The following is a 22,533-nucleotide window of genomic DNA, read 5'->3' on the forward strand; positions in this document are numbered from 1 at the left end:
ATCCGGGTATCTCGCACGCGCATCGGTCAGCGCCTCCCCCACACGTCCTGTCGCAAGCATGTGCCGTTGTATTCGGGTATGGCGCCGAGTGCGGAATGGGGTGAAGCAGTTGGGACACCCGGCGCGGAATTCACGCCCCGGCGCGTGCGCAACCCCCATCGCCCCACCGGGTGTGTTCCCAACACGAAATCACTCGAAGGCGTGAATGCGGAAGCCTGTACTCGTTTGTTGTCTGAATTGGTGAGTTATCGCCATCAAATGTGCTGGAAATGAACGGCTATTGACGGCGCATCAGGCCATCGGGAGCAGTCCTTCGAGCCCCGGAGCCGTCCTGGTGGGCGCGAATTCGACCACGTCGTACGCGGCTGCACCGGCGCGCGCGAACGGATCCTCGGCGAGCACCGCGTCCAGCGCGGCGCGGTCGGCCGCCCGCGCGAGGATCACCCCGCCGGTGCGGGGGACGCGGCGGCCGGAGGCGAGCAGGGTGCCGGCCGCGTAGTGCCGGTCGAGCCACTCGAGGTGGTCGGCCATCAGCGCGTCGATCTCCTCGACGGGGACGGCGTAGGTCAGCGTGATCACGAACATGACTCGATCGTAGGGGCGGCGGCCGGGCCGGACAGGCAGTGTGGCGAATCGGGGAGAAATCGGGGCCGTGACGGGGGTGCAACACCGGCGAATCATGGACGTATCGGCGGCATATCGGCGCGATTTCGACTGAGTTTCGGCGGAGTTCCGACCGAGTCCCGACCGAGTCCCGACGGAGTTCGGGCGCAGTTCCGGCGGAGTTCCGGCGGAGTTCCGGCGGAGTTCCGGCGGAGTTCCAAGGGGCGGGAATGATCGGCCGGGGGCGTGGGTTGTATCCGGCGGTCGGTGAGATCGGTGCCCCCGGGCCCACCCATAGCCGCTGTGGACTACCGTCCGGCTGGAGCCACAGTGTGCCTTTCGCCGCGAGGCGGCCCATCTCACCGACCGCTTGCGTGACGGGTCCCCGCGGTGTCCTCGCGGGGGCCCGCTCTTCGTGGGCGCGGCGGTGGCGGCGCGGTCGGCGGGTGCGACGAAGGTAGCGGCCGACCCGGGGCAGGACTCGACTTTGGTCGAGCAAGTGTGGCCGCTCGGCCGTGTCGCCGACCGAAGGCCGTCACTAGGTTCGGGGATATGCGCAAGATCCTCGACATTTTCGGATTGTTCGTCGTCCTCTCGGGCGTCGGTGGTGTGATCCACCACTTCTTCGGTTGGTTCCGGGCCTGGACGCTCGTGACCCGCCAGGCATTTCTGGACGGCCACGAGTTGGCGGCGGGCTTCGTCCTGATCATTTTCGGCTTGCTCGTGTGGATCCTGGGCGAAGCGCTATTGCCCACCGAGAAGGAGAGGAACAAGAAGGCGGAGAAATCGGCCACTCGCGCCCGCCGAAGCGGCCGATAGTCGTCGACGTCCGCGCCGGCGCGGGTGCCGCCCGCGGCGCGTATCGGCGCAGATCCCCGGTTGCGCCCGAGTGTGAGCAGAAATGCCTTGTTGGTTCGGCGCCGGCTGGGCCATTCTCGGCGCATGATCACACCCGAGACCAAGAGCTGGACATGGGTCCTGGAGACCGCCTGTCCCGACTGCGGCCTGGACACCCCGGCCGTCCCCACCGCCCGGGTCGCCGCCCTGACCCGCGCGAACGCCGCCGCGTGGCACGAACTCCTCGTCGGCGGCGGCGACGAGTTGCGCACCCGCCCGAACCCCGACACGTGGTCCCCGGTCGAATACGCGTGCCACGTCCGCGACGTGTTCCGCCTGTTCGACGAGCGCCTGCGGCTGATGCTGGAGCAGGACGCGCCGGACTTCGCCAACTGGGACCAGGACGCGACGGCGGTCGAGTCGCGCTACGCCGAGCAGGACCCGGCGACGGTCGCGGCCGAACTCGCCGAGGCGAGTGCCGTGCTCGCCGACCGGTTCGCGGCGGTGGCCGACGACCAGTGGACCCGCACGGGCAACCGCAGCGACGGCACCGTGTTCACCGTCGAGTCGTTCGCGCGGTACTTCATCCACGACCCGGTCCACCACCTGTGGGACGTCACGGGCGTGCGGGCGGGCTGACCCGCCGTCAGGGGGCCGACGCCGCGCGCGGGCCGCGCGCGGCCGCGCGGCGCAGTCCCGGCGCACCCGCTCCGCCGCCGGTCAGGCCGCCTGCCGGCGCCAGCGCATCGCGATGGCGAAGGGGAGGTCGACGAAGTCGGCCTCCGGGAAGACCGCGGCGTAGCGATCGCGATACTCGGCGGGCGTCAGGTAGCGATCCGACATCAGGTGGTCGAGCCAGGCGCTGCCGGTGCGGAAGCGGTACAGCCACCACGCGTCGCGGATCGGCAGCCGGCGCACGTCCCGGGCCAGTTCGCGGGCCGCGCTCGCGAAGTATTGCCGGCGGGTCGCGCCCGGCACTGTCACGACGTTGTCGACCAGGACGATCTCGCCGCCGGGCCGCACCAGCGACTTGAGGTGGGCCAGCGCGGCGGCCAGGTCCGGCAGGTGGTGCAGCGTGCCCATGCTCAGGACCAGGTCGAAACCCTCGTCGTCGCGGACGTCGGTGAGCGAGGCGATCTCGTACCGTATGCGCTCGTGCGGCCGGCGCACCCGCGCGACCTCGATCAGCGGCGCGCTCACGTCCGCGGCCACCACCTCCGCGTAGGACGCGGCCAGCGCGAGCGCGTGCCGGCCGGAGCCGCAGCCGGCGTCCAGGGCCCGACCGCCGGTCAGCTCCAGCTCGGCGAGCCAGTCGCCGAGCGGGTCGCAGAGTCCCGCATACCGGTCGTAGTCGCCCGCGAAGGCGTCGAACAGGCGCGGATCGACCTTGAGCGGTTTCGTTGACTTGGTCAACAATGGCTTGCGTGTCCCGAACCACCGACGCCTTGCCGAGCGATCCTCGGCGGCACAGTCGTGGCCGGTCGCCCGATGCGCGGCCGTGCGCTCCGTCGCGATCCGATCCAACGGGGTCGGACGCTCGGTCGCCGGTTCCCCGGCCGTGCGGTCCGACGCCGTGCGATCCGAAGTCCTTCGCCCCTCAATCATGCCGAGGATGACGCCCCCATGTCCTTCGTACTCGTCGACAAGCCCCGCCCCCACGTCACGCTCATCACCCTCAATCGGCCCGACCGAATGAACGCCATGGCCTTCGACGTCATGGTCCCCTTCCGCGAGGCCCTGGAGGCGGTGAGCGCGGACAACGATACGCGTGTCGTCATATTGACCGGCGCCGGGAGGGGATTCTGCTCCGGGGCGGATCTGGAGAACTCCGGACGAATCCCCGGCATCCAGGGACTGACCCGCACCAGTATCGCCCGCCGTTCGATGGAGATCCTGGACGATGTGATCCTGGGTCTGCGCCGAATGCACCAGCCGGTCATCGGAGCGATCAACGGCCCCGCGATCGGCGGCGGGTTCTGTCTCGCGACCGCCACCGACATCCGCATCGCCTCCGACACCGCGTACTTCCGCGCGGCCGGCATCAACAACGGACTGACCGCCAGCGAGCTCGGAATCAGCTATTTGCTCCCCCGGGCGATCGGGTCGTCTCGGGCATTCGAGATCATGTTGTCCGGACGGGACGTCGACGCGACCGAGGCCGAGCGAATCGGACTGGTGTCGCGCGTGGTCCCGGGCGACAAGTTGCTCGACGACGCGTACGAACTCGCCGAGCGAATCGTGGGGTTCAGTCGAGTGGGAGTGGAAGTGACCAAACGGTTGCTGTGGTCCGGCCTGGAGGCCGGCAGCATGCACTCCCACATGGACCACGAGGGACACGCCCAGTTGTACGTACGCATGACGACGCAGAACTTCGAGGAGGCCATTCGGGCCCGCAAGGACAAGAGGGAGCCGGAGTACAAGGATTGACAAAGAGCTCGGGAAACACGGGGAGCAGGGCGTGATTCTCGCGCGGTGTCGGTGTCTTGTGTCCGTAATTTGTTGGTCCCGACTTCACACGTTGAGTGAATGTTGAACATGTGTTGACCGGGAACGGGCAGGCTCACGCTCATAGTGCGGCGGCCCAACCGATTCCGGCAGGGCCGGCCACACCACGGGGGTGTGAGCGACATGCGAGGAGAGTTTCCGTGCTGCACGGAGGGAACGACGAACTGGCCGCCGTCACGGCACTGCTGCAACGGACGCGCGCCGGCGACGGCGGAGCCGTCGTCCTGCGCGGGGCCGCGGGCGCGGGCAAGACGACGCTCCTGGCCGAGGCGCTGTGGGAGGCCAAGGGGATGACCGTCCTGCGGACGGCCGGCCCGCGCGGGGGCGGGGCCCTGCCCTACACGGCGTTGCGCCAACTGCTGGCGACGCTGCACCCGAGGATCGGCCGACTGCCCTACACCCGGGCCCAGGCGCTGCGCATCGCGCTCGGCCTGGCACCGGGTGCCGCCGACCGCGACGTGGTGGCCGCGGCGGCGTGCGCGCTGGTGACGATCGCCGCGCGCGAGCAGCCGGTGCTCGTGCTCGTGGACGACGCGCACTGGCTCGACGCGGCCTCGGCGGCGGTGATCGGCTGCCTCGCGGGCCGTGCCGAGGGGCTGCCGATCGCGGTCCTGCGGGCCACCCGGGAACGGGCCGACACGCGCGCGAACACGACGACGCCCCAGGCGGATCCGACGTCCCGGGCGGCGGCGGAGGCCGCCCGGGACGCGGACGACACGACGAGCGCGGCTGCGGACGACGCCGCGCGCACCCCCACGCAGGGCGCTCGGACGACCGAGTCCGCGGGCGGCGGGGAACTCGCGGCCACCGGCGAAGCGGCCGTCGCCGACGGCGGGTTCGAGGCGGGTACGCCGGCGGACCACGACGCGGCGGGCCGGGCCGCGGGTACCGACGTCTTCCGGGGCGGCGGACCGAGCGAGGACGCGCGGCCGCAGAGCCCCGCGGCACAGGCGGCGGCGGGCGCCGAACCCGCCGCGTGCGCGCCGCCGGACGCCGCCCTGGACCGGGCTACGCGCGGTGCGGACGCCGCCGCCGTCGAGGACCGGCCGGTCGAGGAGACCCGGGCCCCGCGCCGGTCGGCCGTCGGAACCGGTGTCGCGGGCGGCGACGTGGCGTTCGCCACGCTGCCCGAGGACGCTCGGCGACTGCTCGCCCTGGCGGCGCTCGAACCGGCCGCCGACCTGGACCAGTTGGCCGTCGCCGGGCGACGAATCGGGATCGGGCGCTCGGCCCGGCTCGCTGTGCTGCGGGCCGGTCTGGTCGACGCGGCCGAACACCGCGTGCGGTTCCGCAACGCGTCCGCGCGCGAGGAGGTCCGCCGGTCGCTGAGCGCCACGGAGCGCCGATCCCTGCACGGGGCACTGGTCTACGCCGCGAGCGGTGCCCTCGCCTACCGGCGGCCGTGGCACTTGGCCGCCCTCGCGACCGGGCCCGACGCCGAACTCGCCGCGGCCCTGGAGGCCGCGCCGGCCGCACCCGCCGCGAGCTCGGCGCGGGCGCCGCCGCCGCGACCTGGGAGCAGGCCGCCCGACTCACCGCGGACCACCCGGTCGCGCGCCGCCGCTACGTCGCCGCGGCCTACGCCGCATGGGAGGCCGGCTTCCCGGTCCGGGCCCGCACCCTGTTGGACACCGCCGACGCGACCGACGTCGACGGCGCCGCGGACGACGGCAGCTCGGCCGGCTCGTCCGGCACCGCGATCCGGCTGCGCGCCGCGCTGCGGCACGCGGAGGGACACCGCTCCGAGGCGGGCGCGCTGCTCCTGGACGCCGCGCACGGGCGCGCCGCGCTCCTGCTCGCCGCGACCGGCGCCGCGTGGGAGGCGGGCGACCGGGCCCGCACGTCGCAGGCGCGCACGGCGCTCTCGGCGCTGCCGCTGGCCGACGACGACCCGCTGCGCACGGTCGTGGCCGCGCTCGGCGCCGACGGCGTCTCCCCGCGTTGGTGGCGCCGACCACCCGGGCCCGGCTGTACGGCCTGGGCATCGCGCTGTGGGAGGTCACCCCGCTCGCGGTGCACGCGGCGGCGACCGACCAGGCCGCCTACGACGTCCTGCTCGACGAGGCCGCGGTGCTGCGTACGCACGGGGCCCGCGGTGCGCTGGCCGCGGCGCTGATGCCGCTCGCGGTCGCGGGCGCGCTGTCGGGCCGGGCCGTCGAGGCCGAGACGCACGCGGCCGAGGGGCTGCGGCTGGCCCGCTCGACCGGGCAGGGCACGTTGGCCGCGTGGTTCCTGGCCGCGCTGTCGATGGCGGCGACCACCCAGGGCCGGATCGCCGAGGCCCGGGACGGTGCGTGGCAGGCGCTGCGGCTGACCGGCACCAAGGGGCTGACCCCGGTCGGCGCGTACGCGCTCTACGCGCTTGCAGTGGTGGAACGGGCCGAGGGTCGCGTCGACGCGGCCTGCGAGCTCCTGGCGACGGCGCTCTCGGCGCCGGCCGGCGCGCTGATGGAGGTCCGCATCCGGGCCGAGCTCGCCATGGCGGGGCCCAACCGCACCGGGGTCGCGGCCCTCCCCCCGCGGTCGACCCAGCACGAGGCCCCGGTGCTCGCGTTGGCTGGCCGCATCGCGCGGGCGCCGCAGCTCGCGGTCGGCGGCGCGTAGCGCGATACCGCCCACCGCGGGGCCGTCCTCGACCGCCGTGGGGACGGTCCTCCTCGACCGCCGGACGAGCCGGCGGCCCGGGGCGCACCCGGGTTCGGTTCGGCCCGCTCCCGCGCCCCTCGCGCGACCCTCGGCCCGGCATCCGCCGCGACAGCGGATCCGCTCGTAGTGTGGGCAGCACACCGGGTCACGCACGTCTCGCACCGCGCGATGAGAGGGGAGCGCATGCGCCATGACATCGAGTGCCACTGCGCCGGCGGCACGCCGCGCGCGCGGCGGTACGCCCCGGACCTCCCGGCGGCATCGGGCCCGCACCCCGCCGTCGGGGTCACGCACGGAGTCGGCGCGGTCGGTGCACGCGCGCCGCGCCCCGGGTGCCCGGAAACCCCGCGCGGCGGACGCCTCACGGTCCGCGGCGATGGGTTCGAACAGGCGGCGACCCGATGACGGAGTTCTTCCGCGGCCGGCTGGGTAGATCGTCGGCGTGACGGAACCAGGCGCGATCGAGGACTGGGACACCCGGCTGGGCTGGATGCGCGCGCTCGTGTCGGACGACGAGGTCGCCCATCGGCGCGCGCTCGACCGCTACCTGGGCCTGGCCCGGGAGACCCGCGAGACCCGGGCCGCGTACGACATGATCGTGGTGCGGATGCCGCGCTCGGTGTCGGCCGAGGAGGACGCGTGGGAGCGCTTCCGGACCGCGTGGGCGAAGACGCCCGCGGCGGTGCTGCTGACCGAACCCCTCGCGCCCGAGGACGTGCCCTCGTGGCCGGGACTGCCGTACGCGCTCACGTACCTGGAGTGGGAGGCCCACTACCCGGTCGAGTGGACCCGGCACGCCAAGGTGTGGAGCACCAAGCAGCGGCTGATCCGCCGGCTGGCCGTGCCCGGCCACGACGACGCGACCCGGGCGCGGCTGACGGACCTGGTGGAGCTCGTGGTCAACCGCCGGCACCGGTGCAAGGACCGCGAGTACTCGCGGATCGCCCGCGCCGTGGACGGCGAGGACCTGCGCGCGCGGCTGGAGAAGATCCGGGCGACGGGCGCGCCGTGGGCCCGGGACCAGGCGGGGCACGTGCTGTGGCTGCTGCGCAATCCGCAGGTGCCGATCAACCGGGCGAACTGGTTCCGGTGGCTGTCCGCGCACGGAACGGACGCGAAACCGACCCCCGTGCCCGAACCCGAACCCGACGGTCCCGACGGTCCCGACGGTGCGCCCGAACCCGACGGTCCCGACGGTGCGCCGGCCCCGGTCGGCGAACCCGAACAAGAACCCGAACAAGAACCCGAACCGGAAACCGGACAAGAACCCGAGCCCGAGCCCGGATCCGCGCCCCGCCGCACCCTCGATTCCGTCCGCGACATCGCCTCCGCGCGTCGTCCTCCCCCGCCCGGGGACAACCAGTCCTGACCCGGCGTCATTCGCCTTACAGGAGACGGGTTCCCGCCATAGGTTGTGCCACGGCGACTACGGCACGCATTCGGGGGGCGACATTGGGCCGCACGACTGACATGGGCGATACGAATCGCGTCGAGGCGTTCAGCGACGGCGTGTTCGCCATCGCGATCACGCTGCTCGTCCTCGAGATCAAGGAGTTGCGTGTACCGCGCCCGGCGGTGCCGGAAGAGGAGGCCGCGAGCCTGTGACCGATGCTCCGCCCCGCGTATTGGTCGTGGACGACGATCCCTCCATCCGGCGCGCGCTGGAGCGCGGTCTGCGGCTCGCCGGGTACGACGTGACCCTCGCCGCCGACGGCGCCCGCGCGCTCGAACTGATAGCGGTCGACGCGGCCGCGCCCACCCCGCAGGTCGTGGTGCTCGACGTCGCGATGCCCGGCATCAGCGGCATCGAGGTGTGCGCGGCGCTGCGCGCGGGTGGCGGGCAGACGCCCGTGCTGATGCTGTCCGCACGAAACGAGACGGCCGACCGGATCGCCGGCCTCGAAAGCGGTGCGGACGACTACCTCGTCAAGCCGTTCGATCTGCGCGAACTCGACCTGCGGCTGCGCGCGTTACTGCGCCGACGTCCCGAGGTACGCCCCGGCGAACCGGCGCTTCGGGTCGGCCCGGTCACCGTGGACGCCGCCGCGCACGTGGCGACCTGTGCCGGGGCCGCCCTGGAGTTGACCCGCCGCGAGTTCGCGCTGCTCGAGGTCTTCGCCCGCAACCCGGGTCTGGTGCTGACCCGGGATCAGCTCCTGGACCGGGTCTGGGGCTACGACTTCGAGGTCCGCACCGACGTGGTCGACACCTTCGTCAGTTATCTGCGCCGCAAGCTGGAGGCGGACGGTCGCCCGCGCGTGCTGCACACCGTGCGCGGCGTGGGCTTCGTGCTGCGCTCGATGGGCGGTCCCCGGTGAAGCTGTCCACGCGGGTCGCGATCTCGGTCGCGGTCCTGGTGCCGCTGCTGGTGCTCGGCGCGGGCACGCTCGTGGTGCGCTGGGCCCGGCACGACCTGACACAACGCCAGGACCAGCAGCTCCAGCAGCGGGCCAACCGGCTGGCGCCGCCCGCGCGGGCACTGGCCCGGGCCGACCTCGACGAGCGGCAACAGGCGGCGCGGACCCGGCAGTACCGGATGCTCGGCCTCGCGCTGGACGTGGGCGTGCGGGTGGACACCCCCACCGGGCCGCTGGTGGTCGGGCCGCAGCCGCCGGACGGCACCGCGCTGCCCGATGGCGCCGGGCCCGGTGACGGTGCGCGCGGGCGGGCGTTCGTGGCGCATGGTGACCCGGCCGGTGCCGGGCGGGCTGCTGTACGTGTTCCTGTCCTCGGGCGAACCGGAGGCGCAGGCCGCGCTGTTGCGTCGGCGCGTGTACGTCGTGACGGCGTTCGCGGTGCCGCTGTCCGGGCTGGCGGGGCTGGCCGCCGGGGCCGCCGCGACCCGTTCGCTGCGGGCGCTGCGACGGCGCGCGGCGCGGCTGGATCCGGACGACGGCACGGAGGACGCGGTGTTCGTGCCCTCGGGCGTGGTCGAGGTGGACGAACTCGGGCGCACGCTCGACGACGTGCTGGGGCGCTACGTGGCGCAGACCGCGCGCACGCGCGAGGCGCTGGAGACGGCGCGCTCGTTCGCGGCGACCGTCGAGCACGAACTGCGCGGCCCGCTCACGGGGATGCGCACCGACCTGGACGTGCTCGCGACGTATCCGGACCTGGCCGAGGCCGAGCGGGTGGACGTGATCGCGGATCTGCGGGTGGGCCATGAGCGCGTGTTGGCGGTGCTGAGCGCGTTGCGTGCGCTCGCGCAGGGCGATCTGGTGGACGCGGCCGCGTTCGGGCCGGTCGAGTTGGGTGAGGTGGCGCACGCGGCGGGGCGGGCCGGGCCGGCCGGGCGGCCCGGGGCCGACGTGCGGGTGGAGGCGCCGCACGAGGTGGTGGTGTACGGGCTCGCGGCGGGGCTGCGGTTGCTGGTGGACAACCTGGTCGCGAACGCGCTGGTGCACGGGGCCGGTCGGGTGCTGGTCAAGGTCCTGCCGGGGATGGATTGCGGCGTGGTGTGCGTGGACGACGACGGGCCGGGGATCGCGCCGGAGCTGCGCGAGGTGGTGTTCGAGCGGTTCCGGCGCGGCCCGGACAGCCCCGGCGCGGGGCTCGGGTTGACGCTGGTGGCGCAGCAGGTGGCGTTGCACGGCGGCCGGGTCACGGTGGGGGTGCCGCCGTCGGGGCGCGGGACGCGGGTCGAGGTGGTCCTGCCGCTGCGGGCCGATCCGGGCGCCGCGCGAGGGCGGGAGTGGTTGGCGGTGCGGCCGCCGGAGCCGCACGTACCCGAACCCCGCTCGCCGGTGACCCTCGCGCGGGATTCCCACTCACAGGAATCCCACAAGGAAGGCATCTAGTGTCGAGGCACGCCGTGCCCGCCCGGGGTGGGGCGGGCCCGGCGTGCGGGAGGCCCATGATGCGAGCTCTCACCGTTCGGCGGGGCGCGGTCCTCGCCGCCTTTGTGACCTTCGGGGCGCTGCTCTCGGCGCCCCCGGCGTATGCGGGAACGCCCGGTGGCGGCGGCCACCGGGCGCCCGCCCTCTGCGGTCGGCTCCCGCAGCTCGAAGCGCGGATCGACCGGGCACTGGCCCGGCTCGACGGCGACGCGAGCGTCAAGGGATCGATCGCGCGGATTCGAGAGCGCGCCACGGTGGCCGAGGGGAACGGCCATCCGCAAGTGGCGGCGTATCTCGAAGGGGTGCTGGCCACTCGCCGGCACCTGGCACCGGAGCTGCGGCAGCGCAAGGCGGACCTGGCGTTGGTCAAGGCGTGGTGCGCCGCACGCCCGGTGGGCACGACGACGTGAGCCGGGGATACGCGCTGCCGGGGGCGGCGGTGTGTGTCCTGTCGGCGGTGCTGCTCGCGATCGTCGTGCTCACGGCGTGCGGTGGTGGTGGCGACGCGGGCCGGCCCGAGGTGGGAACCACGACGCCCGCGGCGGCGGTGCCGGTCGAGTTCGCGTCGATGGTGGCCGGCGCGCAAGGGGCGGTCGAACGCGCGGAGGCGGACGCGATGGTGCCGGACGCGGTGCCCTGAGTCCGCGGGGGTCCGCGAACGCCGGTGTGGGGTGCGCGGATCACGGAGGGGGCGATCCGGGCATCCCACACCGGCATGCGGACGGCCATGGGGTCCTCGGTCGGTTCGACCCGGCGGTCCGTCGACCCCGCGACCGCTCGGTCGCCGGTCAGAGCTGGAGGTAGCGCAGCACCGCCATCACTCGGCGGTGGTCGGTGTCCGAGGGTGGCAGGTCGAGCTTGGTGAAGATGTTGCCGACGTGCTTCTCCACCGCGCGCTCGGTGACCACGAGCTTCTTGGCGATCGCCGCGTTGGTCCGGCCCTCGGCCATCAGGCCGAGCACCTCGTGCTCGCGCGGGGTGAGGGTGCTCAGGCCGCCGCTGCGCAGGCCGGCGCCGAACAGCTGGGTGACCACCTCGGGGTCGAGCGCGGTGCCGCCGGCCGCGACCCGCTCCAGCGCGTCGGTGAAGTCCCGCGTGTCCACGACGCGTTCCTTGAGCAGGTAGCCGACGCCGGCCGCATTGCCGCCGAGCAGTTGGGCGGCGTACCGGGTCTCGATGTACTGCGAGAAGACCAGGACGCCGATGCCGGGGTGTTGCCGGCGGATGTCGATCGCCGCCCGCAGGCCCTCGTCGGTGTGCGTGGGCGGCATCCGGATGTCGACCACGCACACGTCGGGCTTGTGCTCGGCCACCGCCACCCGCAGTGCGTCGGCGTCGGCGACGGCCGCCGCGACCTCGTGGTCGCGGTCGAGGAGCAGTTGGACCAGGCCGTCCCGCAGGATCGCGGCGTCCTCGGCAATGACGATACGCATGCGCATGATCGTCCCATGGCCCGGGCACCCGATCATCCCCCCGTGGGCAACTCCACCGTCACCTCGGTCGGTCCGCCCAGTGGGCTGACGATCCGCAGCACGCCGTCCACCGTGCGCACCCGCTCGACCAGGCCGGTGAGGCCGCTGCCGCGGCCGGCGTGCGCGCCGCCGCGCCCGTCGTCGGCGACGGTCAGCCGCAGCAGCCCGTCCCGGACCACGACGGTCACCGTGGCGATGCTCGCGCCGGAGTGGTGCGCGACGTTGGTGAGCAGTTCGGCGGCGCAGAAGTAGGCGATCGTCTCGATCGTGGCGGGCGGGCGGACCGTGATGTCGGTGCGCACCTCGACCGGTACGGCGCTGCACGCCGCGAGGGTCGCGAGCGCGGCGTCCAGGCCCTGGTCCAGGACCGGCGGGTGGATGCCGCGGGCGAGGTCGCGCAGTTCGACGATGGCCTCGCGGGCGTTGCCGAGGGCGCTGTCGACGAGCGTGCGCGCCCGGTCGACGTCCATCGGGCGCTGGGTGTCCTCGTCGTCGAGCTTCTCCTTGGCCATGCTCAGGTTCATCGCGAGCGCGACCAGCCGGGCCTGCGCGCCGTCGTGCAGGTCGCGTTCGATCCGGCGCAGCGTGGCGGCGGAGTCGTCGACGGCGAGCGCGCGGGTCTCCTCCAGGTCGGCGACCCGCTGCGAGGTCTTGGTCGGGCCGAGCAGCGCGGGGATCAGGAGTCGGTCGAGCGCGACCACCCCGCGCACGAACCACGGCGCGACCAGCAACAGCACGAGGCCGACGGCACTGACCGCGAACCCACGCTGCCAGGTGTCGACGTACCAGTCGCCGAACTGGATCAGCGAGCGGTGCTCGACGCCCTTGTCGTCCGTGTTGCTCGGGTCGAACACCACCAGGAGCAGCGGGTACGCCAGTGCCGCCAGGCCGTAGAACCAGAACGAGAACGTGACCAAGAACATCACCATCGCGAGCGGGAACTTGAGCACGGTGTACGCGATCGCCCGCCATCCTTCGGCGTTGCCGAGCGAGGAACTCAGCAGTCCGAGCGGGCCGCGCTTGGGCCGGAACTCGCGCAGCGGCGCGACCTCGACCCCGAGCATCTTGCGCGCCAGGCCCTTGTGCAGGCCGCCCCACGACCGGGAGCCCACGACCACGGCACCGATGATCGGCAGGCCGACGAGCGTGACGGTCAGGAAGGCGCCGGTCGCGGCGAGCGCGATGGTCACCATGAAACCCACCACCGCGAGGGGCAACGCGGCGACCGTGTAGCCGGCCTCGGCCCACGTTCGACGTGTGAACGGGGCCTTCAGGAACGTGTTCATGGAGACATCCTCGGAGCGTAAAAGTGGAGGGTTCCCATGCTCCTCGCACGGGGGGACCGGTCGCGAGGGTGACACCCCCCGACCCTGCGGTTCGGTTTGCCCCACCCAATGAATGCGGACATTCAGCGCGACTGGCCGCGCGGGCCGATCCGTAGCGCCGCCGCGACCGCGTCGGCCAGGTGTTCGGTCTCGGTCGCGGTGAGCGTGGCCACCGTGATCCGGAGGCCGGGCGCGGAGGTGATCCGGTAGCGCGAGCCGGGGGCGACGGCCCAGCCGCGGGCGAGCAGCGTCGCCACGGCGGCGGTCTCGTCGGGGACCTCGACCCAGACGTTGATGCCGGTCCGGCCGGTCGCGGCCACGCCGCGCGCGCGGAGCGCGTCGATCAGGCGGGTGCGGCGCAGGCGGTACGTCTCACGCGCGACCTCGGTGGCGTGGGCGACCTCGGGGGTGGCCCAGGCGTGTGCCACGGCGTGCTGGAGGGCGTGGCTGACCCAGCCGGGGCCCAGGCGCTGCCGGCCGGCGATCCGTTCGATCGTCACGGCGTCGCCGGACACGATCGCGCAGCGCAGGTCCGGGCCGTACGCCTTCGCGGCCGAGCGGATGTGCGCCCAGTGCGTGCTCACGCCGGTCAGGGTGTACAGGTCCTCGCCGGCGATGTCGTTGCCGTGATCGTCCTCCAAGAGCAGCACGTGCGGGTGCGCGGCCAGGATCGGGCGCAGCGCGGCGGCGCGGCGGGCGGACACGGCGGCGCCGGTGGGGTTCTGCGCGCGTGCGGTGACGATGAACGCGCGGGCGCCGGCCCGCAGCGCTTCCTCGGTGGCGGCGGGGTCGGGGCCCTGGTCGTCGACGGGTACCGGGCGCGGGGTCAGGTTGAGCGCGGCGAGCAGGTCGAGCAGGTTGCCCCAGCCGGGGTCCTCGACCGCGATCAGGTCGCCCGGGCGCAGGTGCGCGGCGAGCGCGCGCTCCAGGCCGTCGAGCGCGCCGGAGGTCGCGGCCAGGTGCTCGGTGGTGACGCCGACGGCGTTCAGCACGGTCCGGCCGGCCTCGGCGAACGGCTCGTACAGCGCGTCGTGCCGGTAGAGCGGGCGCCATCCGGCCGGGTCGGGGAAGGCCGGCGAGGGCAGCAGCGCGGGGTCGGGCTCGCCGGCGGACAGGTCGCGGGTGCCCGGCGGCACGGTCGGGCCCAGGCTGTCGCGCCGGGTGGTCGGGGGGCGCGCGCGGATCCGGGTGCCGGCCCGGCCGTGCGTCTCGACGATGCCGCGGTCGCGCAGCGTGCGGTAGGCGGCGGCGACGGTGTTGGGGTTGACGCCGAGTTCGGCCGCGAGGGTGCGGACGGGTGGCAGCGCGTCGCCGGGGGCGATCGTGTGGGTGTGGAGGTCGCGCTCGACGGATGCGGCGATGTCGGCGGCGGTGCGACCGGTGGGGGCCATGCGTCTCCTGCGTGTCGCGCTCGGTGCGGTTCGGCCGGGTGGCGGGGCGGGCGTGTGTGCGGGTGGAGGTGTGGGTGTCCGGATGCGTGGATGCGTGGATGCGTGGATGTGCGGTTGTGCGGGCGTGCCGCGTGGCCCGCGGGTGCCGGTGATCGAGGTTATGCCGTTGACACCATCCCCCGACCGAGGCTTATTGTACTACCTCATTAGGAGATTTGAACTAGTACAAAGGATCTTCATCATGGTCGAGTACGCCGCAGCCGAGGCCACCACCCCCAACCGGCACCGCGACCGGATGCGCTACGACGTCGAGGCGGTGCACTCGATCCTGGACGCCGGCTTCCTGGCGCACGTCTCGTTCACGCTGGCCGACCGGCCGCAGCTGATCCCGCTCGCGTTCGGCCGCGACGGCGAGCACCTGTACATGCACACCTCCAGCGGCTCGCAGCTCGCCCTCGCGGTGCGCGCGAGCGGGGCCGAGGGTTTCCCGGCGGCGGTGGCGGTCACCCACGTGGACTCGCTCGTGCTGTCCCGCTCCGCGATGCACCACTCGATGGACTACCGCTGCGTGATCGCGCACGGCCCGCTGACCTACGTCGCCGACCCGGCCGAACAGCTGCACGCCTACCGGGTGATCATCGACCACCTCGTCCCGGGCCGGGCCGACGACTGCCGCGAGCCGAACCCGAAGGAGAACGCGCAGACCGCCGTCTTCCGGCTCGACCTCGATCGGGTCGCCGCCAAGATCCGCGACCACGGCCTGGACGAGGACCCGGCCGACCTCGACCTCCCGCACTGGGCGGGCGTGGTGCCGATCACCACCACCCGCGGCCCGGCCCGCCCGGACACCGGCCAGGACACCCCGGCCTACCTGACCAAGTGGCTCGACGCGTCCTGATCGCACGACCCCCACGCACCGCGGCCGTCGAAGCCGGTGAATGGCGCGCCGTCGAGGACCCGGCCGCGGGCTGCGGTCGGCTGCACGTCCCGGCAGCCTCCGGATCGGACCGGTGGCCTGGAGAGGTGGATTCGACGTGCGGCGCGGACGCCGACGGGCCCGGTCGCCGGGGCGATCGGGCCCGCGTGGGGCGTGTGGTGGGAGTCGGTTACATGGCGGTCTTGGAGACCTTTCCGGGGTTGGCCTTCAGGGTTGCCGCGGCGCCGGTCGGGACCGGGTCGGGGAGCTTTTGGCAGACCGCGTCGGGTCGGCCGTGGCCTCCGCCGCTCGGGGTCTTGCCGGTGACCAGGTACTCGTTCAGGTAGTTGTCCAGGCAGCTGTTGCCGCTGAGCGAGATGCCGTGGTTCCGGCCGCCCTGCTCGACCACCAAGGCCGAGTCGCGCAGCAGGCGATGCATGGTGGCGCCACCCTCGTACGGGGTCGCGGCGTCGTTGGTGGCCTGGAACAGCAGCGTCTTGGGCAGCTTGGTGTTCGCGACGTTCGTGGGCTTCAGGCTCGAGGTCGGCCAGAACGCGCACGCCGCGTTGAACCACACGTTGTTCCACGCCAGGAACGGCGCCTTGCTGTAGACCTTCTCGGCGTCCCGGTGCCAGGTCGCCCAGTCCTTGGGCCAGCTCGCGTCGCGGCACTGGGTGGCCAGGTAGCCGCTGTTGACGTTGTCGTTGGCCGGGCTCGCCGCCGCGAGGTCCTCGTACGCGGTACGCAGCGGAGCGGTGTCGTTGTTCACGACGTAGCCCGAGAAGCCCTCGGCCAGTTCGGCCCAGGTGGAGTCGTTGTACCCGCCCTGCGCGAACGCGTCCTCGACCTCGGCGCCGCCGACGACGCCCTCGGCCGGGTTCTTGCTCAGCTTCTCGCGCATCGCGTACCAGGCGGCCTCGACCTTGGCGGGGTCGGTGCCCAGGTGGTAGTTCGCGTCGTACTTGGCGACCCACCCGAAGAAGGCCTTCAGGTTGGCGTCGAACGCGTAGTCCTGGGAGAGCTGGCCGCCGTACCAGACGCTGTCCGCGCTCGGGTCGACGATGCTGTCCAGCACCAGGCGCTTGACCCTGGACGGGTACAGCTTGGCGTAGACGGAGCCCAGGTAGGTGCCGTACGAGTAGCCGAAGTAGCTGATCTGCTTGGCTCCGAGGGCGGACCGGATCGAGTCCATGTCCGCCGCGTGGGCCGGGGTGTTCATGTACTTCAGGAAGTCGCCGTACTTCTCACCGCACGCCTTGGCGTAGTCGGACGCCCGCTTGATGTTGGTGAGCTCGTCGCGGAAGTTGTCCGGGACGGTGTCCGGGCGGACCGGGTTGTTGAAGCCCGGGACGCAGTCCAGGTGCGGTTCGCTCGCACCCGCGCCGCGGGGGTCGAAGCCGATCACGTCGAACTGCGCGGCCACCTCGGGACTCAGGTTCTTGGCGACGTAGCCGGCGAGGCCGCGGCCGGGGGCGCCGGGACCGCCGGGGTTGACCAGAAGCGGGCCGAGCGACTTCTCGGCGGTGTGCGGAATCCGCGACACCGCGATGGTGATCTGCCGGCCGCCGGGGCGGCTGTGATCCATCGGTACCTGGAGCGAACCGCATTCCATTTTGGGGTAGTTCGCACTACCGCAGTTCTTCCAGGCGATGGGCGTGGACGAGGACTCGGCCAGGGGTTCCGGCGAGTCGTCCGCCAAGGCCGGTGGGGCGAGGGTCAGTAGCCCGCCCACCAGAGTCGTGGCGGCCGCGAACGCGACGAGAGTATTTCTCTTCACGTGTTGGTTCCTCCATGTGACGGAGTTGTCACGAGTGACATCGACGCCGCAGATGCTGCCGTGTCAACGATGTGCGGGACGAGGGGCGGTTGGGCCGTAGTGGGATTCCTTGCCAAGGGGAGTGGATCCCATTACCCAGATTTTGGGTTTGCCAAGAACTTCGCCCGATCGGCCGCATTTGCGAGTGCCTTGAAGGGACGTCAACCGAATCGATGCCGAAGCGACGCGCGTAGCTCGGGCGATCTCCCACCGCTTCCTCACATACCTCGCAATGCCCACCGAACGCGGCAACGCCCGTGAGCGGCCTTGCGGCTTGTCTCGCTCACGGGCGGTCGCGGTCCCCGGTGGGGGCGTGTCTTCAGCCGGTGTAGGGCGGGGTCTGGCCCCAGTCCCAGCGCGGCATCGGCGTCTGGGGCAGCGGCGGCGGGTTGGGGCCGGAGTACATGATCGCCATCCGGGTGCCCCACTCGAGGTAGTAGGCCAGGACGCCGCGGAACTCCGGGTCGGCCGGCAGGCCCACGTCGTCGGCCGTCTCCAGGAGCAGGGCCACCCACCGGCGGCGCTGCGTCTCGGTGATGCCGCGGCCCAGGTGCCGGGACGCCATGTGGCTGTGGCCGCCCAGCTCGGTGCTGTAGCCGGCCGGGCCGCCGAAGACCTCACCCAGCCAGACCGCGACGTGCTCGGCGTGGTGCGAGTCCATGCCCGCGAACACCGGGGCCAGGATCTCGTCCTTGAGCACGCGCTCGTAGAAGGTCGAGAACAGCCGCTCGAACGCGGGCGCGCCGCCGGCCCACTCGTACAGCGTCGGCGTCGAACCGCCGCGGCCGACCACGCCGGTCACGGCGTAGTGCCGCATCTCCTCGATCGACGCCACGTACGGCCGGATGGCGGCGAAGAAGGCGGCGAAGTGCGGGCCCTTGCGGAAGCCCTCGAGGTGCGCCTCGGCGGACTTCCAGCGAATCCGCAGGATGTAGGCGGACGGTTCCTCCGTACACCGGCTCAGCTCGTAGTCCACACACTCCGGCGCGGCCGCGAGCGACTCGGCCGCGCGCACGTAGGCGGCCTCGAATTCCGCGCTCGACGATTCGGCGATCGTGTAGCGGATGTATTCGACGATCATGGGCAGCCCCCGTGGCAGATGGTGCGTCGGTCTCGCCCACTGTAGACAGAATCGGGCTCGATTCGATCATCGCCACGGCCGGATTTCGCCGACCGCGTAAGGGAATTCGCGTTCCCATCCGAGTGGGTGACAGTGGCTTACGCCGCCGAACTGCGGCAGGGTGGCGGCCTTGGCGTCGGGGCGCACCGACACGCTCCGACGCACGCACAACAGGAGGTTCACGTGGACTCGGTCGTGGTCGACGGCGTACGGATCGCGTACCAACGAGTCGGCGAGGGACCGACCGTGGTCCTGGCGGGCGGCACCGGGATGCCGATCGTGGCGTGGGAGCTGTCCGGGCTGCGCGACGCGCTCGTGCACGCGGGCTTCGAGGTGATCGCGTACGCCGCCCGCGGCGTCGCCCCCTCGGCCGCGCCACCGGCGCCGTACACCATCGCGGAACTGACCGGAGACCTCGCCGGCCTGCTGGACGCGCTCGGGGTCACCCGCGCCTCCGTGGTCGGCTACTCGCTGGGCAGCTTCACCACCGAGCTGCTCGCCCGCACCCGCCCCGACCTGGTGCACACGGCCGTACTCCTGGCCGGCGCGGGCCCGGCGACCCCGCTCCTGACCGCGGTCCTGGCCACCGAGGCCGAACTGATCGCCGCGACCGGCCACATCCCGCCGGCCACCGGATCGCTCCTGACCGTCCTGACCGGGCTCTCGCCGACGGTGCTCCGCGACGACCCCGAACAGGTCGCCACGTGGGTCGAACTCGCGGGCACACAGGGCGCGATGTGGACCTCCGCCGAGGGCGAGTGCGGTCAATCGGCGGCGTCGTCGGGCTGGATCCACGACCCGGGTCGGATGGCCGCCCTCGCCGAGATCACCGCCCCGGTCCTGGTCGCCGCGTTCGAACACGACCTCTACTTCCCGCCGGCCGGCGGCCGGGCCGCCGCCGCCCTGCTCCCGACCGCCGAGTTCGTCCGAATCCCGGACGCCGCCCACGCCGGCCTGATGACCCACCCGAAGGAGACGATCGAGGCACTCGTCGGCCACCTGCTCCGACACCGGGACCAGGCCCGGAACTGAGCCCCGGACCGGAACTGAGCCCCGGACCCGGACCGGGACCGGCGACCGGGCCGCCGTCCGCCCCGTCGCGCGATCGTCAGCTCCGGTCGCGCCGAGTCCGCACCTCCGGAACATCCCGTACACCCAGTACATCCAGCACGGCCTTGCCCGTCACCCGCCGCCCCGCGAGCGCCGCGACCGCCTCCGCGACGCGCTCCAGGGCCCGACCTACCTGCGCTGGCACGACCACATCACCGGGCTGCTCGCGCGGTCGCACCCGGACCTGGACGTCGACTTCCTCGCGCACACCCTGCTGGGCATGTTCGACGCCGCCCTGGTCCGACACATCACCGACCACGGCGGCGCCGAGCGCCTGGCGGGCTCGGTCCGTTCCCTCACCGCATCGCTGCTCGGCCTCCGACCGCACGACGAACAGCCCGGCCGGCGCTAGCGGGTGTCGATGGCGCGAGTCCTCCACCGCCGCCGGCTCATCCCCGTACAGCGGTGCGGGACCTCCTCGCGGGGTACGCGGGGCGCGCGGCGGAAGTCGGTGCCGATGATCCGGTCACCGGTGGCGCACGGCCTGCGGGTGGAGGCTGCGGGCGCTGCGGCTTGAGGCGGGTGAGGCCGGTGGGAGAAGGTTGGTGTGTCAGGGGAGCAAACCCGGCCGTCGGGGGCGTGGGTTCGGCCGGGAAGGTGGTTGCGGCGTGGAGCCGTTGCAAGCGGGGGACCCGCTGCGGATGGGACCGTTCAGGGTGCTGCGGCGCCTGGGGTCCGGGGGCATGGGCCGGGTGTATCTGAGCGGCGGCCCGGACGGTGCGGCGGTGGCGGTGAAGGTGGTGCACCCACATCTGCTGGAGGACGGCGCCGGGGGCGAGTTCCGGCGCAGGTTCGCGCAGGAGGTCGGTGCCGCGCGGGCGGTGGACGCGGCGTTCACCGCGGCGGTGGTGGACGCGGATCCGGATGCGGAAGTTCCGTGGCTGGCAACCGAGTTCATTCCGGGGGTATCGCTCGACGACGCGGTGGCGCGCTTCGGGCCGCTGCCCGAGGCGTCGCTGCTCGACCTGGCTGTCGGCCTGTTCACCGCGTTGACGGGGGTCCACGCACCCGGGCTGGTGCACCGGGACATCAAGCCGTCCAACGTGATCCTCGGCGCCGACGGCCCCAAGGTGATCGACTTCGGCATCGCACGACTGGCCGGGGCCACCGCGGTGACCCGTACCGCCCAGACGGTGGGCACCTGGGGCTACATGTCGCCCGAGCAGTTCGAGCGCTCCGACGTCGGGCCGGAGAGCGACGTGTTCTCGGCCGCCGTGTCGCTGGCGTATGCGGCCACCGGGCGGCGGCCGTTCCCCGGCGACAGCCTGCCGGTGCTGTTCGCGAACGTGACCACGCGCGAACCCGATCTCGACGGCCTCCCCGCCACGCTCGCCCCTGTGGTCATGGCGGCGCTCGCGAAGGATCCCGCCGCCCGCCCCACCGCACACCAGGCCCGCGCCATGCTTCCCGCGGCGCCGACCGGGGGCAGCGCCGGCTCCGACTGGCTTCCGTCGGCCCTGACGCGGGCCATCGTGCAGGTCGCCGGCAGCATGCGCGCCGCAATGGACTCGGTGACGCCCGCGGATGCCGACGAGGCGGCCATCCGACCGGTGCCGGAGACTGCGGTGAACGGCCGCCTGAACCCTGCTCCGCCACCTCCGCCCTCGGCGCCGCCCGGCACGTCGGCGCCACACCCGGCGGCGGGAGCGGCGACCCCCGCCACACCCCAACCCGACCCCGATCCATCCATGGTCCCGACGCAGAGTGGTCCGGTCCGCCCACGGCCCTCGGATGCCGTCCTCCGGGACGGCGACCGCCCGGCTCGCAGGCGTGCCGTGCGCTTGTCGATCATCGGTGCGGTCACCGGGCTCGCGGTGGTCGGCGGCGCCGTGGCCTGGACGGTGTCGCCGCTGTCCCAGGGCCGGGCGGACAGCCCGGCGGCGTCCCGAAGTGGCGTCAGTCCTACTCCAACGCCCGGCCACGCCGGCCTTGCACCCACGCCCGAGCCTGCCCCCAGCCTGGTCACCGTCCTGGCGGTCCAGAGCGCGCCCGCAGGGGGCTACACCGACGAAATCCTGGAAGTGGCGTTCAGCCCGGACGGCCGGAAGATGGTCACCAGCGGCACGGACAGCACCATCAAGTTGTGGGACACGAGCTTCCACGCGCAGATTCGAACGCCTATCGACATGAGCGCGAATCCGGTGTTCGAAATCATGGCTTCGACTGTGGTGTTCAGCCCCGACAGCCGGACCATGGCCAGTGGCAACTCGGACGGCACCGTCAGGCTGTGGAATGTGGCCGACCACGGGCAGATCGGCGAACCTCTCTTCGGACACCTCAAAGACGTGGACGGCAACTGGACCGTGCCGGCCCCGGAACGCCGTTGGGGGGCAGTGGCGTTCAGCCCGGACGGCCACACGCTCGCCGCCGGTGCCGACGACGGCGCGGTCGTGCTGTGGGACGCGGCGAGCCGCCGGCAGATCGGGGAACCCCTGACCGGGCACACCGAGGCGATCTGGAGTCTGGCGTTCAGCCCCGACGGCCGCACCCTGGCCACGGGCGGCGGCGACGGCACCGCGAGGCTGTGGGATGTGGCGACCCGCCGACAGGTCGGCCGGCTTCGCGCCGACCGTTTCGTGGCCTTCAGCCCCGACGGCCGCACGCTGGCCGCCGGGAGTTCGGACGGCGCGCGGCTGTGGGACGTGGCGACCCAGCAGGAACGCGGCCTCCTCGACATCGCCAACTTGTCGAGCCTGGCGTACAGTCCCGACGGCCGCACCCTGGCGACCGGGAGCGGGAGCGGGAACGGAAACGTCCGCTTGTGGGACGTGGCAAGCCATCGACAAATCGGCCAACCCCTGGACAGCCATACCAAGAAGATCTGCTGTGTGGCGTTCAGTCCCGACGGCCGCACCCTGGCAACTGCGGGTTCCGGCGGCACCGTGACGCTCTGGGGAATCCCTGTCCGCCCATGACCATCGCACCGCGCATGACGGGCACGGCGGGGCGTTGGGAG

General features: G+C 72.9%; 23 protein-coding genes and 1 pseudogene. 16 read left to right on the forward strand and 8 right to left on the reverse strand.

The features are described from left to right. Positions 1–291: 291 nt before the first annotated feature. Positions 292–585, reverse strand: a complete 294-nt coding sequence (locus OG928_RS03105; RefSeq protein WP_406278809.1) for a YciI family protein — start codon at positions 583–585, stop codon at positions 292–294. 570 nt (positions 586–1,155) lie between these two features. On the opposite strand from OG928_RS03105, the gene OG928_RS03110 reads away from it, so the two are divergent. Beyond that, positions 1,156–1,422, forward strand: coding sequence for a hypothetical protein (locus OG928_RS03110; RefSeq protein ID WP_406278812.1), 267 nt, complete (start codon positions 1,156–1,158; stop codon positions 1,420–1,422). 123 nt (positions 1,423–1,545) lie between these two features. Further along, positions 1,546–2,079, forward strand: a complete 534-nt coding sequence (locus OG928_RS03115; protein WP_406278815.1) for a DinB family protein — start codon at positions 1,546–1,548, stop codon at positions 2,077–2,079. An 81-nt stretch (positions 2,080–2,160) separates the two neighbouring features. On the opposite strand, the gene OG928_RS03120 is transcribed toward OG928_RS03115, so the two are convergent. Beyond that, positions 2,161–2,853, reverse strand: coding sequence for a class I SAM-dependent methyltransferase (locus OG928_RS03120; protein WP_406278818.1), 693 nt, complete (start codon positions 2,851–2,853; stop codon positions 2,161–2,163). A 210-nt stretch (positions 2,854–3,063) separates the two neighbouring features. On the opposite strand from OG928_RS03120, the gene OG928_RS03125 reads away from it, so the two are divergent. From OG928_RS03125 to OG928_RS03170, 10 genes and pseudogenes are all read left to right on the forward strand, one after another. Further along, the gene (locus OG928_RS03125; RefSeq protein WP_406278821.1) at positions 3,064–3,867 is read left to right on the forward strand and encodes an enoyl-CoA hydratase; all 804 of its coding nucleotides are present in this window, start codon (positions 3,064–3,066) and stop codon (positions 3,865–3,867) included. Positions 3,868–4,085: 218 nt separating this feature from the next. Next, positions 4,086–4,496, forward strand: a pseudogene (locus tag OG928_RS03130) (ATP-binding protein); the annotation flags it as partial. A gap of 851 nt (positions 4,497–5,347) precedes the next feature. Then, positions 5,348–6,061, forward strand: coding sequence for a hypothetical protein (locus OG928_RS03135; RefSeq protein WP_406278824.1), 714 nt, complete (start codon positions 5,348–5,350; stop codon positions 6,059–6,061). Beyond that, entirely contained in the window at positions 6,016–6,549 is a 534-nt protein-coding gene (locus OG928_RS03140; RefSeq protein WP_406278827.1) for a hypothetical protein, read from the forward strand. Before OG928_RS03135 ends, OG928_RS03140 begins: the two co-directional genes overlap by 46 nt. A gap of 484 nt (positions 6,550–7,033) precedes the next feature. Further along, positions 7,034–7,960: a hypothetical protein gene (locus OG928_RS03145; protein WP_406278829.1), complete on the forward strand. Its 927-nt coding sequence runs from the start codon at positions 7,034–7,036 to the stop codon at positions 7,958–7,960. 101 nt (positions 7,961–8,061) lie between these two features. Continuing rightward, positions 8,062–8,196, forward strand: a complete 135-nt coding sequence (locus tag OG928_RS03150) for a TMEM175 family protein (RefSeq protein ID WP_406278832.1) — start codon at positions 8,062–8,064, stop codon at positions 8,194–8,196. Continuing rightward, the gene (locus tag OG928_RS03155; RefSeq protein WP_406278834.1) at positions 8,193–8,909 is read left to right on the forward strand and encodes a response regulator transcription factor; all 717 of its coding nucleotides are present in this window, start codon (positions 8,193–8,195) and stop codon (positions 8,907–8,909) included. The genes OG928_RS03150 and OG928_RS03155 overlap by 4 nt, the downstream gene beginning before the upstream one ends. Before the next feature lie 315 nt (positions 8,910–9,224). Beyond that, a complete protein-coding gene (locus tag OG928_RS03160) occupies positions 9,225–10,388 on the forward strand; it encodes a sensor histidine kinase (RefSeq protein WP_406278836.1) in 1,164 nt (387 codons plus the stop codon). 56 nt (positions 10,389–10,444) lie between these two features. Next, positions 10,445–10,837: a hypothetical protein gene (locus OG928_RS03165; RefSeq protein WP_406278839.1), complete on the forward strand. Its 393-nt coding sequence runs from the start codon at positions 10,445–10,447 to the stop codon at positions 10,835–10,837. Next, on the forward strand, positions 10,834–11,067 hold the full coding sequence (locus OG928_RS03170) for a hypothetical protein (protein WP_406278842.1): 234 nt from the start codon (positions 10,834–10,836) through the stop codon (positions 11,065–11,067). Before OG928_RS03165 ends, OG928_RS03170 begins: the two co-directional genes overlap by 4 nt. A gap of 148 nt (positions 11,068–11,215) precedes the next feature. Here the strand turns inward: OG928_RS03170 and OG928_RS03175 are convergent, their stop codons facing one another. From OG928_RS03175 to OG928_RS03185, 3 genes are all read right to left on the reverse strand, one after another. After that, entirely contained in the window at positions 11,216–11,860 is a 645-nt protein-coding gene (locus tag OG928_RS03175) for a response regulator (RefSeq protein WP_406278845.1), read from the reverse strand. Between the two features lie 32 nt (positions 11,861–11,892). After that, positions 11,893–13,185: a sensor histidine kinase gene (locus OG928_RS03180; RefSeq protein ID WP_406278848.1), complete on the reverse strand. Its 1,293-nt coding sequence runs from the start codon at positions 13,183–13,185 to the stop codon at positions 11,893–11,895. Positions 13,186–13,307: 122 nt separating this feature from the next. Continuing rightward, positions 13,308–14,615 carry an aminotransferase class I/II-fold pyridoxal phosphate-dependent enzyme gene (locus OG928_RS03185; RefSeq protein ID WP_406278851.1) on the reverse strand — a complete coding sequence of 436 codons (1,308 nt, stop codon included), beginning with the start codon at positions 14,613–14,615 and terminating at the stop codon, positions 13,308–13,310. Between the two features lie 241 nt (positions 14,616–14,856). Here OG928_RS03185 and OG928_RS03190 point away from each other — a divergent pair, with 241 nt between their 5' ends. Then, positions 14,857–15,513: a pyridoxamine 5'-phosphate oxidase family protein gene (locus tag OG928_RS03190; protein WP_406278854.1), complete on the forward strand. Its 657-nt coding sequence runs from the start codon at positions 14,857–14,859 to the stop codon at positions 15,511–15,513. A 208-nt stretch (positions 15,514–15,721) separates the two neighbouring features. Here the strand turns inward: OG928_RS03190 and OG928_RS03195 are convergent, their stop codons facing one another. After that, positions 15,722–17,116, reverse strand: a complete 1,395-nt coding sequence (locus tag OG928_RS03195) for an alpha/beta hydrolase (RefSeq protein WP_406290743.1) — start codon at positions 17,114–17,116, stop codon at positions 15,722–15,724. A gap of 550 nt (positions 17,117–17,666) precedes the next feature. Next, entirely contained in the window at positions 17,667–18,428 is a 762-nt protein-coding gene (locus OG928_RS03200; protein ID WP_406278857.1) for a group II truncated hemoglobin, read from the reverse strand. A 222-nt stretch (positions 18,429–18,650) separates the two neighbouring features. On the opposite strand from OG928_RS03200, the gene OG928_RS03205 reads away from it, so the two are divergent. Continuing rightward, a complete protein-coding gene (locus tag OG928_RS03205; RefSeq protein WP_406278860.1) occupies positions 18,651–19,499 on the forward strand; it encodes an alpha/beta fold hydrolase in 849 nt (282 codons plus the stop codon). Positions 19,500–19,575: 76 nt separating this feature from the next. Here the strand turns inward: OG928_RS03205 and OG928_RS03210 are convergent, their stop codons facing one another. Further along, positions 19,576–19,722: a hypothetical protein gene (locus tag OG928_RS03210; RefSeq protein ID WP_406278863.1), complete on the reverse strand. Its 147-nt coding sequence runs from the start codon at positions 19,720–19,722 to the stop codon at positions 19,576–19,578. Positions 19,723–19,797: 75 nt separating this feature from the next. Here OG928_RS03210 and OG928_RS03215 point away from each other — a divergent pair, with 75 nt between their 5' ends. Next, complete coding sequence (locus tag OG928_RS03215; RefSeq protein WP_406278866.1) at positions 19,798–19,929, forward strand: hypothetical protein; 132 nt, start codon at positions 19,798–19,800, stop codon at positions 19,927–19,929. Positions 19,930–20,185: 256 nt separating this feature from the next. Then, the gene (locus OG928_RS03220; protein ID WP_406278869.1) at positions 20,186–22,492 is read left to right on the forward strand and encodes a WD40 repeat domain-containing serine/threonine protein kinase; all 2,307 of its coding nucleotides are present in this window, start codon (positions 20,186–20,188) and stop codon (positions 22,490–22,492) included. Positions 22,493–22,533 lie beyond the last annotated feature (41 nt).

It is taken from the genome of Embleya sp. NBC_00896, assembly GCF_045207785.1.
GTDB lineage: Bacteria > Actinomycetota > Actinomycetes > Streptomycetales > Streptomycetaceae > Embleya.

Bases quoted from the DNA above. Each gene is read 5' to 3' on its own strand.
- OG928_RS03105 (WP_406278809.1), bottom strand. From the start codon at position 585: ATGTTCGTGATCACGCTGACCTACGCCGTCCCCGTCGAGGAGATCGAC.
- OG928_RS03110 (WP_406278812.1), top strand. From the start codon at position 1,156: ATGCGCAAGATCCTCGACATTTTCGGATTGTTCGTCGTCCTCTCGGGC.
- OG928_RS03115 (WP_406278815.1), top strand. From the start codon at position 1,546: ATGATCACACCCGAGACCAAGAGCTGGACATGGGTCCTGGAGACCGCC.
- OG928_RS03125 (WP_406278821.1), top strand. From the start codon at position 3,064: ATGTCCTTCGTACTCGTCGACAAGCCCCGCCCCCACGTCACGCTCATC.
- OG928_RS03150 (WP_406278832.1), top strand. From the start codon at position 8,062: ATGGGCGATACGAATCGCGTCGAGGCGTTCAGCGACGGCGTGTTCGCC.
- OG928_RS03160 (WP_406278836.1), top strand. From the start codon at position 9,225: ATGGCGCCGGGCCCGGTGACGGTGCGCGCGGGCGGGCGTTCGTGGCGC.
- OG928_RS03165 (WP_406278839.1), top strand. From the start codon at position 10,445: ATGATGCGAGCTCTCACCGTTCGGCGGGGCGCGGTCCTCGCCGCCTTT.
- OG928_RS03175 (WP_406278845.1), bottom strand. From the start codon at position 11,860: ATGCGTATCGTCATTGCCGAGGACGCCGCGATCCTGCGGGACGGCCTG.
- OG928_RS03180 (WP_406278848.1), bottom strand. From the start codon at position 13,185: ATGAACACGTTCCTGAAGGCCCCGTTCACACGTCGAACGTGGGCCGAG.
- OG928_RS03185 (WP_406278851.1), bottom strand. From the start codon at position 14,615: ATGGCCCCCACCGGTCGCACCGCCGCCGACATCGCCGCATCCGTCGAG.
- OG928_RS03190 (WP_406278854.1), top strand. From the start codon at position 14,857: ATGGTCGAGTACGCCGCAGCCGAGGCCACCACCCCCAACCGGCACCGC.
- OG928_RS03195 (WP_406290743.1), bottom strand. From the start codon at position 17,116: ATGGATCACAGCCGCCCCGGCGGCCGGCAGATCACCATCGCGGTGTCG.
- OG928_RS03200 (WP_406278857.1), bottom strand. From the start codon at position 18,428: ATGATCGTCGAATACATCCGCTACACGATCGCCGAATCGTCGAGCGCG.
- OG928_RS03215 (WP_406278866.1), top strand. From the start codon at position 19,798: ATGTTCGACGCCGCCCTGGTCCGACACATCACCGACCACGGCGGCGCC.